The sequence below is a fragment of the Streptomyces sp. Root431 genome (genome assembly GCF_001426585.1).
GTDB lineage: Bacteria > Actinomycetota > Actinomycetes > Streptomycetales > Streptomycetaceae > Streptomyces > Streptomyces stackebrandtii.
The window spans coordinates 511,487-528,083 of the sequence record NZ_LMEI01000011.1 but is presented as its reverse complement, the minus strand read 5'-3'; the positions used below and the strand labels follow the sequence as shown (position 1 = coordinate 528,083).

At 73.9% G+C, this 16,597-nt stretch carries 14 protein-coding genes, 1 rRNA gene and 1 pseudogene; 13 read left to right on the top strand and 3 right to left on the bottom strand.

Annotated features, from left to right (window positions below; translation table 11 throughout):
* Window positions 1-2 precede the first annotated feature (2 nt).
* The 3 genes and pseudogenes from rrf to ASC82_RS22055 all read left to right on the top strand — a co-directional run bounded on the left by rrf (window position 3) and on the right by ASC82_RS22055 (window position 2,648).
* Window positions 3-119: ribosomal RNA gene (gene rrf / locus ASC82_RS22070) — 5S ribosomal RNA — on the top strand.
* A 945-nt stretch (window positions 120-1,064) separates the two neighbouring features.
* Window positions 1,065-1,685, top strand: a pseudogene (locus tag ASC82_RS31480) (tetratricopeptide repeat protein); the annotation flags it as partial.
* A 183-nt stretch (window positions 1,686-1,868) separates the two neighbouring features.
* The gene (locus tag ASC82_RS22055; protein WP_242427729.1) at window positions 1,869-2,648 is read left to right on the top strand and encodes a tetratricopeptide repeat protein; all 780 of its coding nucleotides are present in this window, start codon (window positions 1,869-1,871) and stop codon (window positions 2,646-2,648) included.
* A 62-nt stretch (window positions 2,649-2,710) separates the two neighbouring features.
* On the opposite strand, the gene ASC82_RS22050 is transcribed toward ASC82_RS22055, so the two are convergent.
* Complete coding sequence (locus ASC82_RS22050) at window positions 2,711-4,006, bottom strand: DUF1015 domain-containing protein (RefSeq protein WP_199862585.1); 1,296 nt, start codon at window positions 4,004-4,006, stop codon at window positions 2,711-2,713.
* 147 nt (window positions 4,007-4,153) lie between these two features.
* Here ASC82_RS22050 and ASC82_RS22045 point away from each other — a divergent pair, with 147 nt between their 5' ends.
* The 4 genes from ASC82_RS22045 to ASC82_RS22030 all read left to right on the top strand — a co-directional run bounded on the left by ASC82_RS22045 (window position 4,154) and on the right by ASC82_RS22030 (window position 8,187).
* Window positions 4,154-5,158, top strand: a complete 1,005-nt coding sequence (locus tag ASC82_RS22045; protein WP_242427728.1) for an HAD hydrolase-like protein — start codon at window positions 4,154-4,156, stop codon at window positions 5,156-5,158.
* A 73-nt stretch (window positions 5,159-5,231) separates the two neighbouring features.
* Window positions 5,232-6,287 carry an iron chelate uptake ABC transporter family permease subunit gene (locus tag ASC82_RS22040; RefSeq protein WP_199862584.1) on the top strand — a complete coding sequence of 352 codons (1,056 nt, stop codon included), beginning with the start codon at window positions 5,232-5,234 and terminating at the stop codon, window positions 6,285-6,287.
* Complete coding sequence (locus ASC82_RS22035) at window positions 6,284-7,318, top strand: iron chelate uptake ABC transporter family permease subunit (RefSeq protein WP_056650733.1); 1,035 nt, start codon at window positions 6,284-6,286, stop codon at window positions 7,316-7,318. The genes ASC82_RS22040 and ASC82_RS22035 overlap by 4 nt, the downstream gene beginning before the upstream one ends.
* Entirely contained in the window at window positions 7,315-8,187 is an 873-nt protein-coding gene (locus tag ASC82_RS22030; RefSeq protein ID WP_079039406.1) for an ABC transporter ATP-binding protein, read from the top strand. Before ASC82_RS22035 ends, ASC82_RS22030 begins: the two co-directional genes overlap by 4 nt.
* On the opposite strand, the gene ASC82_RS22025 is transcribed toward ASC82_RS22030, so the two are convergent.
* Window positions 8,176-8,523, bottom strand: a complete 348-nt coding sequence (locus ASC82_RS22025; protein WP_024757742.1) for an SCP2 sterol-binding domain-containing protein — start codon at window positions 8,521-8,523, stop codon at window positions 8,176-8,178. The genes ASC82_RS22030 and ASC82_RS22025 overlap by 12 nt on opposite strands.
* 42 nt (window positions 8,524-8,565) lie before the next feature.
* Here ASC82_RS22025 and ASC82_RS22020 point away from each other — a divergent pair, with 42 nt between their 5' ends.
* From ASC82_RS22020 to ASC82_RS21995, 6 genes are all read left to right on the top strand, one after another.
* Window positions 8,566-8,841 (top strand): hypothetical protein, encoded by a 276-nt coding sequence (locus ASC82_RS22020; RefSeq protein WP_024757741.1) that lies wholly within the window; start codon window positions 8,566-8,568, stop codon window positions 8,839-8,841.
* 7 nt (window positions 8,842-8,848) lie between these two features.
* Window positions 8,849-9,664 (top strand): TlyA family RNA methyltransferase, encoded by an 816-nt coding sequence (locus tag ASC82_RS22015; protein ID WP_056650730.1) that lies wholly within the window; start codon window positions 8,849-8,851, stop codon window positions 9,662-9,664.
* Window positions 9,661-10,581: an NAD kinase gene (locus ASC82_RS22010; RefSeq protein WP_056650727.1), complete on the top strand. Its 921-nt coding sequence runs from the start codon at window positions 9,661-9,663 to the stop codon at window positions 10,579-10,581. Before ASC82_RS22015 ends, ASC82_RS22010 begins: the two co-directional genes overlap by 4 nt.
* A 111-nt stretch (window positions 10,582-10,692) precedes the next feature.
* The gene (gene recN, locus ASC82_RS22005) at window positions 10,693-12,444 is read left to right on the top strand and encodes a DNA repair protein RecN (RefSeq protein WP_056650725.1); all 1,752 of its coding nucleotides are present in this window, start codon (window positions 10,693-10,695) and stop codon (window positions 12,442-12,444) included.
* 40 nt (window positions 12,445-12,484) lie between these two features.
* Window positions 12,485-13,228: a hypothetical protein gene (locus tag ASC82_RS22000; RefSeq protein ID WP_056650722.1), complete on the top strand. Its 744-nt coding sequence runs from the start codon at window positions 12,485-12,487 to the stop codon at window positions 13,226-13,228.
* 108 nt (window positions 13,229-13,336) lie between these two features.
* Window positions 13,337-14,455, top strand: a complete 1,119-nt coding sequence (locus ASC82_RS21995) for a glycosyltransferase family 4 protein (protein WP_079039405.1) — start codon at window positions 13,337-13,339, stop codon at window positions 14,453-14,455.
* Window positions 14,456-14,862: 407 nt separating this feature from the next.
* Here the strand turns inward: ASC82_RS21995 and ASC82_RS21990 are convergent, their stop codons facing one another.
* A complete protein-coding gene (locus tag ASC82_RS21990) occupies window positions 14,863-16,485 on the bottom strand; it encodes a PucR family transcriptional regulator (protein WP_056650716.1) in 1,623 nt (540 codons plus the stop codon).
* Window positions 16,486-16,597 lie beyond the last annotated feature (112 nt).

The following is a 16,597-nucleotide window of genomic DNA, read 5'->3' as shown; positions in this document are numbered from 1 at the left end:
GTTTCGGTGGTCATAGCGTTAGGGAAACGCCCGGTTACATTCCGAACCCGGAAGCTAAGCCTTTCAGCGCCGATGGTACTGCAGGGGGGACCCTGTGGGAGAGTAGGACGCCGCCGAACAATATTTCAGGACCCCTGGTCCCAGCGTTCACGCTGGACCAGGGGTCCTTTTGTTTTTGCTTGATTTTGCCGATGCGCGGCTGAGTGCCGGCTGCGCGAGAATGACTGCAGTACCCGAAGACAGGAGTCACCCACATGTCCACCAACTCTCCCGACAACCGTCCGGAGCGCGAGCCGCGTCGCAACGACGGTGGCGGTGGCGACCGGGGCGGCTTCCGCGGGCCGCGCCGTGACGACAACCGGGGCGGCGGCGGTGGCGGCTTCCGTCGCGACGACCGGCCCTCGCACCAGCGCGATGACCGTCGTGGCGACCGCCGTGACGACAACCGTGGTGGCGGTACCGGTGGTGGCTTCCGTCGGGATGACAACCGCGGTGGCGGCACGGGCGGTGGTTTCCGTCGTGACGACAACCGTGGTGGCGGTACCGGTGGCGGTTTCCGTCGGGATGACAACCGCGGTGGCGGTACCGGTGGCGGTTTCCGTCGGGATGACAACCGCGGTGGCGGCACGGGCGGTGGTTTCCGTCGTGACGACAACCGTGGCGGTGGCACCGGCGGTGGCTTCCGTCGTGACGACCGTCGGGACGAGCGTCCCTCCTTCCGTCGCGATGACAACCGTGGCGGCGGCACGGGCGGTGGTTTCCGTCGTGACGACAACCGCGGTGGCGGTACCGGCGGTGGCTTCCGTCGTGACGACAACCGCGGTGGCGGCACCGGCGGCGGCTTCCGTCGTGACGACAACCGCGGTGGCGGCACCGGCGGCGGCTTCCGTCGTGACGACCGTCGGGACGACAACCGCGGCGGTGGCACCGGCGGTGGCTTCCGTCGCGATGACAACCGCGGTGGCGGCACCGGCGGCGGGTTCCGTCGTGACGACCGTCGGGACGAGCGTCCCTCCTTCCGTCGTGACGACAACCGTGGCGGTGGCACCGGCGGTGGGTTCCGTCGTGACGAGCGTCCTTCCTTCCAGCGTGACGACCGCCGCGATGACAACCGCGGTGGCGGTGGCTTCCGTCGTGACGACCGTCGGGACGAGCGTCCCTCCTTCCGTCGTGACGACAACCGTGGTGGCGGCACCGGTGGCGGCTTCCGTCGTGACGACCGTCGGGACGACAACCGCGGCGGTGGCACCGGCGGTGGGTTCCGTCGTGACGAGCGTCCTTCCTTCCAGCGTGACGACCGGCGTGACGACAACCGCGGTGGCGGTGGCTTCCGTCGTGACGACCGTCGGGACGAGCGTCCCTCGTTCCGACGTGACGACAACCGTGGCGGTGGCACCGGTGGTGGGTTCCGTCGCGATGAGCGTCGTGACGAGCGGCCCCCCTTCCACCGTGACGACCGTCGCGATGACAACCGTGGTGGCGGCACCGGTGGTGGGTTCCGTCGTGACGAGCGTCCTTCCTTCCAGCGTGACGACCGCCGTGACGACAACCGCGGTGGCGGTGGCTTCCGCCGCGACGACCGTCGGGACGAGCGGCCGGCCTTCCGTCGTGACGAGCGTCGCGACGAGCGTCCCCCCTTCCGTCGCGACGACCGTCGGGACGACAACCGCGGCGGCGGCTTCCGTGGGCGTGACGACCGGCGTGACGGCGGCGACCGCGGTGGGTTCCGTGGGCGTGACGACCGGGGCGGCTACGGGGCGCGTGACGACCGTGACCGCGACCGCGGCGACCGTGCGCCGATCAAGCGGCTGCCGATCCCGCCGGAGGTCACCGGTGACGAGATCGACCCGGACGTGCGCCAGGAGCTCATGAGCCTGCCCAAGGGGCTGGCCGAGGAGGTCGCGCGCAACCTGGTCATGGTCGCCCAGCTGATCGACGAGGAGCCGGACAAGGCGTACGAGTACTCCCGCATCGCCCTGCGGCTCGCGTCGCGTGTCGCGGCCGTCCGCGAGGCCGCCGGTTTCGCCGCGTACGCCACGCAGAAGTACTCCGAGGCGCTGGCCGAGTTCCGCGCCGCGCGCCGCATGAGCGGTGGCGTCGAGCTGTGGCCCGTCATGGCCGACTGCGAGCGCGGCATGGGCCGTCCCGAGCGCGCGCTGGCGATGGCCGGCGAGCCCGAGGTGCAGAAGCTGGACAAGGCCGGGCAGGTCGAGATGCGTCTCGTGGCCGCCGGCGCCCGTCGCGACATGGACCAGCTGGACGCCGCGATCGTGACGCTGCAGAGCCCCGAGCTCGCGTCCGGCGCCGTTCACCCGTGGACCGCGCGTCTGCGGTACGCCTACGCCGACGCCCTGCTCGCCGCCGGGCGTGAGAGCGAGGCGCGGGACTGGTTCGCCAAGGCGCTCGAGGCCGACAAGGACGGCGTCACGGACGCCTCCGACCGGCTCGCCGAGCTGGACGGCGTCGAGTTCGTGGACGCCTTCGACGACTCGGAGGACGAGGGCATCGAAGGTGTCGAGGGTGCGATCGACGAGGACGACGACGAGGATGACATCGACGGTGGCGTCGAGCTCCGCGACGGTGACATCGACGACGAGATCGACGAGATCGACGAGGTCGATGCCGTCGAGGACGGCGACGACCGCTGATGTCGTGGTGATGTGAGAAGGGCGGTACCCCGAGGGGTACCGCCCTTTTCCGTTTCCCGGGGTCAGTCCAGTGCGAGGCTTCTCAGGACCAGGCCGGTCGCGGGCTTCGGGCCGAACGAGGTCGACTTGCGGGGCATCGTCACGCCCTGCCGTGCCAGGTCCCGTACGACCTCTTCCCGTACCGGGTGCATGAGGACGGCCGTACCGCCGCGGCGTTCCGCCTGGGCGACCGCGGCCTCGGTGTCGTGGATGTAGGCGATGTCCTCGGGGGCGTCCGGGATGTGCCAGACGTGCTCCAGGAGGGTGGAGTGCAGGACGGTCGCGTCCAGGGTGCGCCAGGCCTCGGGGCGGTCCGTGCGGATCGTCCGGTCGAGGAGCGCGGGGTCCGGACTGTCGATGAGGTGGAAGGCGCCGTCGCCCGCGAGGAGGAACGCGTTGCCCTCGGCCGCCGCCGTCGCCAGGGCCTCCAGGGCCTCCGGCAGGGGGCGCTCGATCCGGCGCACCCGGAAGGAGTCGCCGAGGGCCGCCAGGGCGTCGGCGACCGGCAGGCGGTTGAGGAGGCGGTGGATGGCACGGACCCGCAGGGGATAGCGGGCGGTGTCGATGAGGAGGACGAGGCCGTAGTTCCAGGGGCTGGGGGCCGCGTGCTCCTCGCGGAGGCGGAGGTAGGTCGCCCAGCGGTGGTGGCCGTCGGCGATGAGGGCCTGGTGGAGGCGGAGTTCGGCGGCGACGGCGGCCTGTTCGGCCGGGTCGGTGACCGCCCAGAGGCGGTGCTGGAAGCCGTCCTCCGTGGTGGTGGAGAGCAGGGGCTCGCGCTGGATCGCGCGCTCGATGACGGCGTCGGCGCCGCCGTCCGCCTCGCCGACGTAGGTGAGGAGGAGGGGCTCCAGGTTGGCGGCCGTAGTCCGCATGAGGGCGGCGCGGTCCTCGACCACGTGCGGCATGACGTCCTCGTGGGGGAGGACCACGCCCTCGTCCGGGGTGGAGAGCTCCAGGGCGCCGATGATGCCGCGCTGGAGGATGCCGTCGCCGTTCTGCTCGTACACGTAGAGCGCGGGCTCGGGGTCCGGGGCGAGGACGCCGTCGGCGAGCCAGCGGTCGAGGGTGACGGCGGCCTTGCGGTGGCGGGTGCCGGCGGTGATGGCCTGGGGGAGGATCAGCCGGACGATGTTGTGCGGGTCGGCTGACTCCAGATGGAGAAGTCCGTCAGGTCGTACGACGACGTCGTAGGGCGGAGACGTCACGGCGGCGAGGCTGCCGACCCGCTCGGGGACGTATCGGAGTCCACGGAACGGGGCCAGGTGCAGCCCTGCGGTGTCGTCGCGGACAGCGTCGGCCGCGTGACCTGAGGTGTTCATCTCGACATCGTATGTGTGCGCGGGCATGAGCGATGATCGGGGGAGCGGGGGAATTCCACCCGGCGAGGCGAGGAGTGTGCGGTGACGGTGCGGAGCGGACAGGGTCGGCAGGGCGATGGTGGCAGGACGCTTCCGGGGAGCAGCGCGGTGCCGTTGAGCGCGGCGTACGACACGGCTCTGCTCGACCTGGACGGTGTCGTGTACGCGGGCGGGGAGGCCATCCCGCACGCGGTCGAGGCGCTCGGGGTGGCGCGGGGCGGCGGCATGCACCTGGCCTACGTCACCAACAACGCGCTGCGGACGCCCGAGGAGGTCGCGGCGCACCTCACCGAGCTGGGGGTGCCGGCGGTGGCCGGGGACGTGGTCACCTCGGCGCAGGCGGTCGCGCGGCTGATCGCGGACGAAGTGCCGCCGGGGTCGCGGGTGTTGGTCATCGGGGGCGAGGGGCTGCGGGTGGCGCTGCGCGAGCGGGGCCTCGTACCGGTGGAGTCGGCGGACTACGAGCCGGCGGCGGTCGTCCAGGGGTACGGCGGGCCGGACCTGCCGTGGGGGCGGTTCGCGGAGGCGGCCTACGCGGTGCAGCGGGGTGTGCCGTGGTACGCCTCGAACACGGACCTGACGATTCCGGGCGCGCGGGGGATCGGGCCCGGGAACGGGGCGGCGGTGGAGGTCGTACGGATCGCGGCGGGGGGTCGTGCGGAGCCGAAGGTCGCGGGGAAGCCGCTGCCGCCGATGCACCGGGAGACGGTGCTGCGGACGGGGGCCGCGCGGCCGCTGGTGGTGGGGGACCGGCTGGACACGGACATCGAGGGCGCGTTCAACGGCGGGGTGGACTCGCTGCTCGTCTTCACCGGGGTGACGGATGTGGCGCAGCTGCTCGTGGCGCCGCCGGAGCACCGGCCGACGTATGTGGCGGCGGATCTGCGGGGTCTGCTGGTGGAGCAGCCGGAGGTCGTGGCGGAGGCCGGTGGCTTCGTGGTGTGCGGGGGGTGGCGGGCTTCGGTGAGCGGGGGCGAGCTGGTGCTTGAGGGGGCTGCGGGGGCGGATGTGATGGACGGGGTGCGGGCGTTGTGCGGGGCCGCGTGGTCGGCCGCGGGGGACGGGGTGTGTGCGGCGGACGCGGGGAAGGCGTTGGCGTTGGTGGGGCGGTGAGGACGCGCTGATCCCGTCGCGGTGGGTGAAGCTCGGGCGCGGGCCGGAAAATTGGGTAGGCTAACCTAACTCCGTGTTGGTTGAGAGTCCCTCCCGAGCGAGCGCGGAGCCGACGTCCGCCGCCCAGCCTCCGAAGCGCCGGAATTCCGTGCGCGCCGTCGGGTTGGTGGTGGCCGTCGCGGTCCTGCTGCTGGTCTGTGTCCTGAGCATCATGATCGGCGCCAAGCCGGTGCCGCTCGGCGACGTGTGGCACGGGCTGTTCCGGAACAGCGGCGTCGGCAATGACGTCGTCATCCATGACGTACGCGTCCCCCGCACCCTCCTCGGTCTGCTCGTCGGGCTCGCCCTCGGGCTCTCCGGGGCCGTGATGCAGGGGCTGACCCGTAATCCGCTCGCCGAGCCCGGACTGCTCGGGGTGAACGCGGGGGCAGCCGCCGCCGTCGTCTCGGCCATCGCGTTCCTCGGGGTGTCGGACGTCAAGGACTACGTCTGGTTCGCCTTCGTGGGAGCCGCCGTCGTCGCGGTGGTCGTCTATCTGCTCGGGGGCAGCCGCAGCGCCACTCCCGTGCGCCTGGCGCTCGCCGGGACCGCGGCCACCGCCGCGCTCTACGGGTACGTCAACGCCGTCCAGTTGCTGAACTCCGCCGCCCTCGACCGGCTGCGGTTCTGGACCGTCGGGTCGCTCGCCTCCGCCGACATGCAGACCATCCGCCAGGTCGCCCCCTTCATCCTGGGTGGCGCCGTCCTCGCGCTGCTCATCGCGCGGCCCCTGAACGCCATGGAGATGGGCGACGACACCGCCCGGGCACTCGGCGCGAACATCAACCGGACCCGGGTCGTCGCCATGGTGTCCGTGACCCTGATGTGCGGGGCCGCCACCGCGGCCTGCGGGCCCATCGTGTTCCTCGGGCTGATGGTCCCGTACATGGTGCGGGCGATCACCGGGCCCGACATGCGCTGGATCCTGCCCTACGCGGCCGTCCTCGCGCCGGTCCTGCTGCTCGGCTCCGACGTCGTCGGCCGGCTCGTCGCCCGGCCCTCCGAGCTCCAGGTCGGCATCGTGACCGCCCTCATCGGCGGACCCGTCTTCATCCGACTCGTACGCCGCAAGAGGATGGCCCAGCTGTGACCACCAAGACCCTGCGGGCCGGCGGCGGGCTCTCCGTACGGTACGAGCCCCGGGCCGCGCTCTCCGTCCTCGGTCTGCTCGTGCTGACCGCCGCCGTCGCCGTCGTCCTCATCGGCACCGGGGACTTCCCCATGACGCCCGGCGAGGTCGTCGACACGCTCCTCGGCAAGGGCACCGTCGTCCAGAAGTTCACCGTCATGGACCTGCGGCTGCCGCGGGTCCTCGTCGCCGTCCTCGTCGGCGCCGCGCTCGCCGTCGGCGGGGCCGTCTTCCAGTCGGTGTCCCGCAATCCGCTCGGCAGCCCCGACGTCATCGGCTTCGGGCAGGGCGCCACCGTCGGCGCGCTCGCCGTCATCGTCCTCTTCCAGGGCGACGCCGCCGCGGCGGCCGGCGGGGCCGTCGTCGGCGGGCTCGTCACCGGTGTGACGATCTACCTGCTCGCGTGGAAGAAGGGCGTGCACGGCTACCGGCTCGTCCTCGTCGGCATCGGCGCCGCCGCCATGCTCACCTCCGTCATCCACTACCTGATCACCAAGGCCAACCTGGTGGACGCCACCCGCGCCACCGTGTGGATGACCGGCTCCCTCGACGGGCGCGACTGGTCCCAGTTCTGGCCGCTGTTCGCCGTCTGCTGCGTCCTGCTGCCGCTCGTCCTCGGCCACGGCCGGGCCCTGCGCATGCTGGAGATGGGCGACGACGCCGCGTACGCCCTCGGGGTGAAGGTCGAGCGGACCCGGATCGTCCTCATGGCCTCGGCCGTGCTGCTCGTCGCCGTCGCCACCTCGGCCGCCGGGCCGATCGTCTTCGTCTCGCTGAGCGCGCCCCAGCTCGCCCGCCGGCTGACCCGGGCGCCCGGCCCCAACCTCGCCGCCTCCGCCCTCATGGGCTCGGCGCTGCTGCTCAGCGCCGACTGGATCGCCACCAACGCCTTCGGCGAGCGTCAGCTCCCGGTCGGCGTCGTCACCGGCATCCTCGGCGGCTGCTATCTGCTCTGGCTGCTCGTCACCGAACGCAAGGCGGGCCGGATATGACCACGAACACGGACAACAGGAGCACGGACATGACGGGTCGGCAGAAGCAGCGTCTCAGCGCGGAGTCGGTCACCCTCGCGTACGAACAGCGGGTCATCGCCCGCGACCTGTCCGTCGAGATCCCCGACAACTCCTTCACCGTCATCGTCGGGCCCAACGCCTGCGGCAAGTCGACCCTCCTGCGCGCCCTCTCCCGGATGCTGAAGCCCTCCGAGGGCCGCGTCCTGCTCGACGGGGCGTCGATCCACTCCCTGCCCGCCAAGAAGGTCGCCAAGACCCTCGGCCTGCTGCCCCAGTCCTCCATCGCCCCCGACGGCATCACCGTCGCCGACCTCGTCGCCCGCGGCCGCTACCCGCACCAGGGACTGCTGCGCCAGTGGTCGCCCGAGGACGAGCGGATCGTCCAGGAGTCGATGGCCTCGACCGGCGTCGCCGAACTGGCCGAGCGGTACGTCGACGAGCTCTCCGGCGGGCAGCGCCAGCGCGTCTGGATCGCCATGGCGCTCGCCCAGCAGACGCCGCTGCTGCTCCTCGACGAGCCGACGACCTTCCTCGACATCCAGCACCAGATCGACGTCCTCGACCTCTGCGCCGAGCTGCACGAGACGCAGGGCCGGACGCTCGTCGCCGTCCTGCACGACCTCAATCACGCGGCCCGGTACGCGACCCACCTCATCGCCGTCCGCGGCGGCGAGGTCGTCGCCGAGGGCCCGCCGTCCGAGGTCGTCACGGCCGAGCTCGTCGAGCGGGTCTTCGGGCTGCGCTGCCAGATCATCGAGGACCCGGAGACCGGGACGCCGCTGGTCGTGCCGGCCGGGCGCAAGGCCCGGGGCCGCGGGGCGGCGCAGGAGCCCGCCCTACAGAAGTGAGCGCAGCTTCAGCAGGTCGCGGAAGCCGGCCTCCAGCCTGACCCGGCCGGAGGCCCAGGCCTTCGCGAAGTTCAGCTCCCCGCCCACCATCGCCACCAGGTCGTCGCCGGTCATCGCGAGCCGGATCTGCGCCTTCGCCGGCGGCGGGCCCTGCACCGTGTCCTCGACCTCGATCCGGCCGCCCGCGAGACGGCCCGTGAAGGTCGTGTCGAGGTCCGTGAGGTGGCAGCTCAGGGTGCGGTCGAGCGCGGTCGCACCCCGCACGTCGCCGTCGGCCCGCGCGAGATTGTCCGAAAGTCTGTCCAGTGCGCCACGGCACTCAGTGATCGTCGCCATCGCGGACGACCGTACCCCAGGGCTTCGCGATAGCGTCGGGGGATGAGCGAAGCGACGACCGAGCCGGAGCCCACCGAGCGGGAAGCGACGGGTGCCGCGGAGGACCACGCGCCCGCCGCGCCCGCGCCGCTCGGCGTCGACCGGGAGCCCACCGGCCACGCCGCCGTCGACGCCCACCTGGCGCGTCTCGCCGAAGTGGACCACCTCCCGGCGGACGGACACCTGGAGGTGTACGAGGATGTACACCGTGGACTGCGCGCCGAGCTGACCTCGCTCGACGCACACCCCGCACCCCGTCCGCACGACAACAGGAGCTGAACCGAACGTGGCAGGAGTGGCACGCCGCCGTCTCGACGCCGAGCTGGTACGGCGCAAGCTCGCGCGCTCGCGCGAGCACGCCAGCCAGCTGATCGCCGCGGGCCGGGTGACCGTCGGCAAGACCGTCGCCACCAAGCCCGCCACCCAGGTCGAGACCGCCGCGGCCATCGTCGTCGTCCAGGACGACTCCGACCCCGACTACGTCTCGCGCGGCGGCCACAAGCTCGCCGGGGCCTTCGAGGCCTTCGTCCCGCTCGGGCTGGAGGTCGAGGGCCGGCGCGCCCTGGACGCCGGGGCCTCCACCGGCGGCTTCACCGACGTGCTGCTGCGCGCGGGCGCGTCCCACGTCGTCGCCGTCGACGTCGGCTACGGGCAGCTCGCCTGGTCGCTCCAGAGCGACGAGCGCGTCACCGTGAAGGACCGGACGAACGTACGCGAGTTGACGCTCGACGCGATCGACGGCATCCCCGTCGACCTCGTGGTCGGCGACCTGTCGTTCATCCCGCTCGGCCTCGTCCTGCCCGCCCTGACGGCGTGCACGGCGCCCGGCGCCGACCTCGTCCTGATGGTGAAGCCGCAGTTCGAGGTGGGCAAGGAGCGGCTCGGTACGGGAGGGGTCGTGCGGAGCACCGAACTCCGCGCCGACGCCGTGAAGAACGTGGCCCGGCGGGCCGCCGAACTCGGACTCGGCGTCCTCGGCGTCACCGCGAGCCCGCTGCCCGGGCCCTCCGGGAACGTCGAGTACTTTCTGTGGCTGCGGGCAGGCGCGCCCGCGCTCGATCCGGCGGACGTCGACCGCGCCGTGGCGGAGGGACCTCGTTGAGCTCAACAGCAGCACCATCGGGAACATCACGCACCGTCTTCCTGCTCGCGCACACCGGCAGGCCCGCCGCCGTGCGCAGCGCCGAACTGGTCGTCCTGGGGCTGCTGCGCTGCGGCATCGGCGTCCGCGTCCTGGAGGCCGAGGCCTCGGACCTGCCGCTGCCGCCGTCCGTGGAGAAGGTGCCGGAGGCCTGCTCCGACGCGCTCGACGGCTGTGAGCTGCTCGTCGTCCTCGGCGGCGACGGCACGCTGCTGCGCGGCGCCGAATTCTCCCGGGCCTCCGGGGTGCCGATGCTCGGGGTCAACCTGGGCCGCGTCGGCTTCCTCGCGGAGGCCGAGCGCGACGACCTCGACAAGGTCGTCGACCGCGTCGTCACGAAGGCGTACGAGGTCGAGGAGCGCATGACGCTCGACGTCGTCGTGTACGAGAACGGCGACGTCCTGCACCGCGACTGGGCCCTCAACGAGGCGGCCGTCCAGAAGGTGTCCCCGGAGCGGATGCTGGAGGTCGTGCTCGCGATCGACGGCCGCCCGGTGACCGGCTTCGGCTGCGACGGGGTGATCTGCGCGACACCGACCGGCTCCACCGCGTACGCCTTCTCGGCGGGCGGACCGGTCGTCTGGCCGGAGGTCGAGGCCCTGCTCATGGTCCCCATCGGGGCGCACGCGCTGTTCGCCAAGCCGCTCATCACGACCCCCGAGTCGGTGCTCGCCGTCGAGGTCGAGCCGCACACCCCGCACGGCGTGCTGTGGTGCGACGGGCGGCGGACCGTGGAGCTTCCGGCGGGCGCGCGGGTCGAGGTGCGGCGGGGCGCCGTCCCCGTCCGGCTGGCCCGGCTGCACCACGCCTCCTTCACGGACCGGCTGGTCGCCAAGTTCGCCCTGCCGGTATCCGGGTGGCGGGGCGCCCCGCACTGACGTACCGCACTGCTCCCGGCTTCTCGCGGCGCCGGCTCCCGCAGCCCGAACGATCGGCGCGCCGGAGAGTTACGCCCGGGGCGATGTCGCATCGGACCAGGGAAACCTCGTATGGTCTGGGGCGTGCTGGAGGAGATGCGGATACGGTCGCTCGGGGTCATCGACGACGCGGTGGTCGAGCTGTCGCCCGGCTTCACCGCGGTGACCGGTGAGACCGGTGCGGGCAAGACCATGGTCGTGACCAGTCTGGGCCTGCTGCTCGGTGGACGGGCCGACCCGGCCCTCGTGCGGATCGGCGCGGCCTCGGCCGTCGTCGAAGGACGGATCAGCGTGCCCGCGGGCGCGCCCGCCGCCCTCCGCGCGGAGGAGGCCGGGGCGGAGCTCGACGAGGGCGTGCTCCTCGTCAGCCGCACCATCTCGGCCGAGGGACGCTCACGGGCCCACCTCGGCGGGCGCTCCGTGCCCGTCGGGCTGCTCGCCGAGCTCGCCGACGAGCTCGTCGCCGTCCACGGCCAGACCGACCAGCAGGGCCTGCTCAAGCCCGCCCGGCAGCGCGGCGCGCTCGACCGGTACGCCGGCGATGCCGTCGCCGTCCCGCTCGCCGCCTACGGCGAGGCGTACAAGCGGCTCCGTGCCGTGACGGCCGAGCTGGAGGAGATCACCACCCGCGCCCGGGAACGGGCCCAGGAGGCCGATCTGCTGCGCTTCGGGCTCGCCGAGATCGAGGCCGTCACCCCGCGCGCCGGGGAGGACGTCGAACTCGCCGCGGAAGCGGAGCGGCTCGGGCACGCAGAGGCCCTCGCCTCCGCCGCCGCGCTCGCACACGGCGCGCTCGCGGGCAATCCCGAGGACCCCGAGGCCGTCGACGCGACGACCCTCGTCGCGGGCGCGGGCCGGGCCCTGGAGGCCGTACGGTCCCACGACGCGGCGCTCGCCTCGCTCGCCGACCGGATGGGGGAGATCTCCATCCTGCTCGGCGACGTGGCCGGGGAGCTCGCCGGATACGCCGACGACCTGGACGCCGACCCGCTGCGGCTCGCCGCCGTCGAGGAGCGGCGCGCGGCCCTCACCCAGCTCACCCGGAAGTACGGGCGGGCCGGCGAGGGCATGGCGTCCGTCCTCGCCTGGGCGGAGGAGAGCGCGGCCCGGCTCGGCGAGCTGGACGGCGACGACGACCGCGTCGAGGAGCTGACCGCCGAGCGCGACCGGCTGCGCGACGAACTGTCCGTCCTCGCCCAGGGGCTCACCGACGCCCGTACGGAGACGGCCGACCGGTTCGCCGGGGCGGTCACCGCCGAGCTCGCCTCGCTCGCCATGCCGCACGCGCGCGTGTCGTTCGACATCAGCCAGACCGAGGACCCGGAGGGCGTCGAGGTCGGCGGCCGGCGGGTCGCGTACGGGCCGTCCGGGGCCGACGAGGTCGAGCTGCTGCTCGCCCCGCACCCCGGCGCGCCGCCGCGGCCGATCGCCAAGGGCGCGTCCGGCGGTGAGCTGTCCCGCGTAATGCTCGCGGTGGAGGTCGTCTTCGCGGGGACCGACCCCGTACCGACGTACCTCTTCGACGAGGTCGACGCGGGCGTCGGCGGCAAGGCGGCCGTGGAGATCGGGCGTCGGCTCGCCAAGCTCGCCAAGACCGCGCAGGTCGTCGTCGTCACCCACCTGCCGCAGGTCGCGGCCTTCGCCGACCGCCAGCTGCTCGTCGAGAAGACCAACGACGGTTCCGTGACCCGGTCCGGGGTCACCGTCCTGGAAGGCGAGGAGCGCGTGCGGGAACTGTCCCGGATGCTCGCCGGCCAGGAGGACTCCGAGACGGCCAGGGCGCACGCGGAGGAACTGCTCGCGACGGCGCGGGCGGACGGGTGACGGTGAGGGGTGGCGTGGGGCCAGACCTGAGGTGCGGGGCATGAGGCGTGATCTGGGGCGCGTCGGGACGTTCGCCGTGGCCTTCGGCGCCACCCGGCTCGCGTACGGACAGCTGAAGCGGCGACCGCCGGGGAACCCGCGCAGCTGGGAGCGGGTCAACTACGCGGGCCGGCCCGTCCTCCTCCAGGCCGGTGCCGCCGCCGCGTTCGGCTCGGCGGCCGCCGCCGCGCCCCTCGCGCCGGGCGCCGCCCTGGCCGTCGCGGCCTCGGCCGTCTGCGGGCGGTACGACGATCTGCGCGGCGACCACCGGAGGGGCTTCCGGGCGCATCTGACGGCGCTTCGGGACGGCGAGATGACCAGCGGGGCCGTCAAGCTCATCGGCATCGGCGCGGCCTCGCTCCTGGCCGGGGCGATGCTCAAGGAACGGCCCCTCGACAAGGTCCTGGCCGGCGTCGTCATCGCCGGCAGCGCCCACCTCGTGAACCTCGTGGACGTACGGCCGGGGCGGGCCGGCCTGACCGTGCTCGCACTCGGCGCGCCCGGGCTGCTGCGCGGCTCGCTCGCCGCGGCGCCGATGGGTGCGGCGGCGGCGGTCCTCGGCGAGGACCTCGAGGAGCGCACCATGCTCGGTGACACCGGCGCGCACGCCCTCGGCGCGGCCGTCGGCGGCGCGATCGCCGCCGGGAACGGGCGGTTCGGGCTCCTCGCGCACGCGGCGGGGCTCGTCGCCGCAGCGGTGTGGGGGGAGCGCGTCGCCGTTTCGTGCGCTCGCCCGGGTGAGTGAACCCTGGGGCGGGCCCGGACGGTGGACGCCCTCCGTACAAGGGAACGACGCCGTTTCGGTGCCGGAACGTGCGTACGGTCGGTGGCCCGGGCTGGCATCCTTGGGCGCGTGACACAGCTCCGTACGGTCCAAGTGCTGGGCGGCGGCAGCGCGGGCAGCAGCTCTCACGTCCGATCACTCGCCTCGGGCCTTGTGGCGAGGGGCGTGCGGGTGACCGTGTGCGCCCCGCCGGAACTCGACCGTCTCTACGACTACCTCGGCGCGGGCGCGCACTTCGTGCCCCTGCCGCGCCTCGGGGACCCCGCGACCGTCACCGCGCTCCGTAACGCCTGCATCGGCGCGGACGTGGTCCACGCGCACGGGCTCCAGGCCTCCGTGCGGGCCGCGCTCGCGCTGTCGGCGCCGTCCGGTGGGGCGCCCTTCTGCGGAGGACCCTCCGGTGGCGGGCGCACGCCGCTCGTCACGACCTGGCACAGCCGCAACCACCTCGACGGGGCGCGGGGCGGGGTGCAGCGGCTCCTGGAGCGCAGGACCGTACGGGCCGCGTCCGTCGTCCTCGGCACCTCGTCCGAACTCGTCGACCGGGCGCGGCGGCGGGGGGCGCGGGACGCCCGGCTCGCGCCCGTCACCGTGCCGGCCGCGCGGGGGCCCGTCTGCCTCCACGACGGCAAGGCCCGCGCCGAACTGGGCGCGGTCGACCGTCCGTTGCTGATGGCCGTCGGGGCGCTCGAACGGGGCCGGGGATACCGGACGCTGCTCGACGCGGCACGGCTGTGGCGGGACCTCGACCCGCAGCCGCTGCTCGTCATCGCGGGCGAGGGACGCGAACGGGCCGCGCTGCAGCGGCGGATCACCGCGGAGGGGCTCGCGGTGCGGCTGATCGGGCGGCGCGACGACGTCGCGGAGCTGCTGGCCGCGGCCGACGTCGCGGTCCTCCCGTCACGCCGGGAGGCCCGCTCCCTGCTCGCGCAGGAGGCGCTTCGGCTCGGCGTACCGCTGGTCGCGACGGCGGTCGGCGGAGTCCCGGAACTGGTCGGCGACGCGGCCGAACTGGTGCCGTACGGGGACGCGGAGGCCCTCGCGTTCGCCGTGCGGGGGCTGTTGGAGGACGCCGAACGGCGGATGGACCTGGCGGCGGCGGGGCGGGTGCAGGCGGGGACGTGGCCGACGGAGGACGAGACGGTGGCGCACGTGCTGAGTGTGTACGACGAGTTGGCGGGGCGCTGAGGGGGTAGGTCGGGGCGGTTTTTCCTCCCCCGCCCGCCCCTTCCCGAAACTCTGACGAGACCGGGGGCTCCGCCCCCGAACCCCCTGGGGCGGCAGCTTCGCGCCGCCGAGCGGGGCGAGGGGCTTCGCCCTCGCGTCCTTGCGGCGGCTTCGCGCCGCTTGGGTGGGCCCGGGGTTCTGCCCCTGCCCCCCAGCGTGGTGGCTTCGCGCTGCCGGGCGGGGCGACGAGCTCTGCCCCGCCTCTTTGCGGCGGCTTGGCGCCGCCTGGGTAGGGCCGGGGTTCTGCCCCTGCCCCCGGCGCGGCGGCTTCGCGCCGCCGAGCAGGGCGACGGGCTTCGCCCCCGCCCCCCCGCTACCCGCTTCGCGCGTCGCCCCGTCCGGGCGGGCTGCCCCGCCCCCCGCGGCCGTTACGTCGCGTGGCGGCGGGCTCTCAGGGCCAGGGAGAGGGCGAGGACCGTTTGGGGGTCGTCCAGGTCGGTGCCCAGGAGTTCGGAGATGCGGGCCAGGCGGTTGTAGAGGGTCTGGCGGTTGAGGTGGAGTTCGCGGGCTGTTTCGGCCTTGCGGCCCGCGTGGGCCAGGTAGGTCTCCAGGGTGGGGAGGAGCGGGGGGCGGGAGGTGCGGTCGTGGTCGCGGAGGGGGCCGATGGCGCGGTCCACGAAGGCGGCCAGGTCCGGGTGGTCGCGGAGGCGCCACAGGAGGAGGTCGATGTCGAGGCGGCGGGCGTCGTACCAGGGGAGGTCGGAGAGGCCCTGGGCGGCTGTCGCCGTCTCCGCCGCGTGCCTCAGGCCCGCGGAGGCCGCCGCCCAGCTTCCGGCGACGCCGACGACGACCACCGGCGGGTGGACGCCCGAGCGCTCCAGGCCGGCCCGTTCGACGCCCGCGCGGAGCGCCGCCGCGACCCGGTCCGCGACCGCCGTGCGTTCCGATTCCGAGCGGAGGCCGAGGAGGAGGGGGACCCGGCCTTCCACGGGGCGGACGCCCAGGAGGACCGGGACGCCGACCGAAGCCAGTTCTTCCAGGACCGCTCGGGCCAGGAGCGCCCAGTTGCCCGACGGGGAGAGTTCCGAGGCCAGGCGCATGACCACCGGCAGCAGCGGGCCGTCGCCCGGTTTGAAGCCGAGGACCCGGGCCTGGGCGGGAGCCGCCTCCGCGGTGATCCGGCCTTCCGCCAGGTCCGTCAGGAAGTCGCCCCGGCCGCGGGCGGCGAGCTCCTCCTCCTGGCGGGCCTGCATGAGGACGACCGCGAGGATGCCCGCCGCCCGCTCGGCCGCCATCCGGTGGACGGGGGAGAGGGCGCCGGAGACCGCGAGGAGCACCAGGCGGGCCCGGACCGAGCCCGTACCGGGGCCGCCGCCCGGCACGTCGACGAGGACCGTACCGGTGGGCGGGCCGGACTCGCGGGCCGCGCGCTGGCCGCGCAGGCCGTCCCAGACCTGGAGCGGGTCCGCGGGGCCGGTCTCGGTGCCCGCCGCGTACAGCAGCTGGCCGTCGGGCGTCTCCAGGAACACCGGGTTCGCGGCGAAGTCGGAGAGGATCCGCAGGACCTGCGGGATCCCCCCGCCGCCGAGCAGGGCCTCCGTGCACTGCCGGTGGACCTCCTCGGCCTGCCGGAGGAGCGCGTAGTGGCCGTTGACGATCTCGGTGTGGATCTCCTCCGTCACGGCGACGAAGGGGACCTCGCGGTGGAGCTGGACGAGCGGCAGGCCGGCCGCCCGCGCGGTCTCCACTATCGTCGCCGGGAGGCGGGCGAAGCGCGGGCCCAGCTCGACGACGAGCGCCGCGATGCCGCGGTCCGCCAGGCGGCGGACGAAGGCGCGCTGTTCGGCCGGGCGGGTGCCCAGTCCGAGGCCCGTCGTGAGCAGCAGCTCGCCGCCCTTGAGCAGCGACGCGATGTTCGGCACCTCGCCCGCGTGCACCCAGCGCACCGTGCGGTGCAGCCGGTCCGCACCGGCGACGACCTCCGGGAGCCCGCTGCGCAGCCCCGGGAGTTCGAGTGCCCGCTGCACGGTGATCCCGCCCTGATTGTCCATGGGGCCGGACGCTACCCGCGTCCGTGTTCCGGTGACATCACCCCACGGTTACGGGACCGGACACTTCGTACACCGGGGCGACAACTCGTCGCCCCCTGGCGGGATTTGTGCG

Excerpts from the sequence above, each read along its gene's own strand:
- ASC82_RS22030 (WP_079039406.1), top strand. The coding sequence starts at position 7,315 with ATGACCACGAACACGGACAACAGGAGCACGGACATGACGGGTCGGCAG.
- recN (WP_056650725.1), top strand. The coding sequence starts at position 10,693 with ATGGTCTGGGGCGTGCTGGAGGAGATGCGGATACGGTCGCTCGGGGTC.
- ASC82_RS21990 (WP_056650716.1), bottom strand. The coding sequence starts at position 16,485 with ATGGACAATCAGGGCGGGATCACCGTGCAGCGGGCACTCGAACTCCCG.
- ASC82_RS22020 (WP_024757741.1), top strand. The coding sequence starts at position 8,566 with ATGAGCGAAGCGACGACCGAGCCGGAGCCCACCGAGCGGGAAGCGACG.
- ASC82_RS22055 (WP_242427729.1), top strand. The coding sequence starts at position 1,869 with ATGAGCCTGCCCAAGGGGCTGGCCGAGGAGGTCGCGCGCAACCTGGTC.
- ASC82_RS22025 (WP_024757742.1), bottom strand. The coding sequence starts at position 8,523 with ATGGCGACGATCACTGAGTGCCGTGGCGCACTGGACAGACTTTCGGAC.
- ASC82_RS22050 (WP_199862585.1), bottom strand. The coding sequence starts at position 4,006 with ATGAACACCTCAGGTCACGCGGCCGACGCTGTCCGCGACGACACCGCA.
- ASC82_RS22000 (WP_056650722.1), top strand. The coding sequence starts at position 12,485 with ATGAGGCGTGATCTGGGGCGCGTCGGGACGTTCGCCGTGGCCTTCGGC.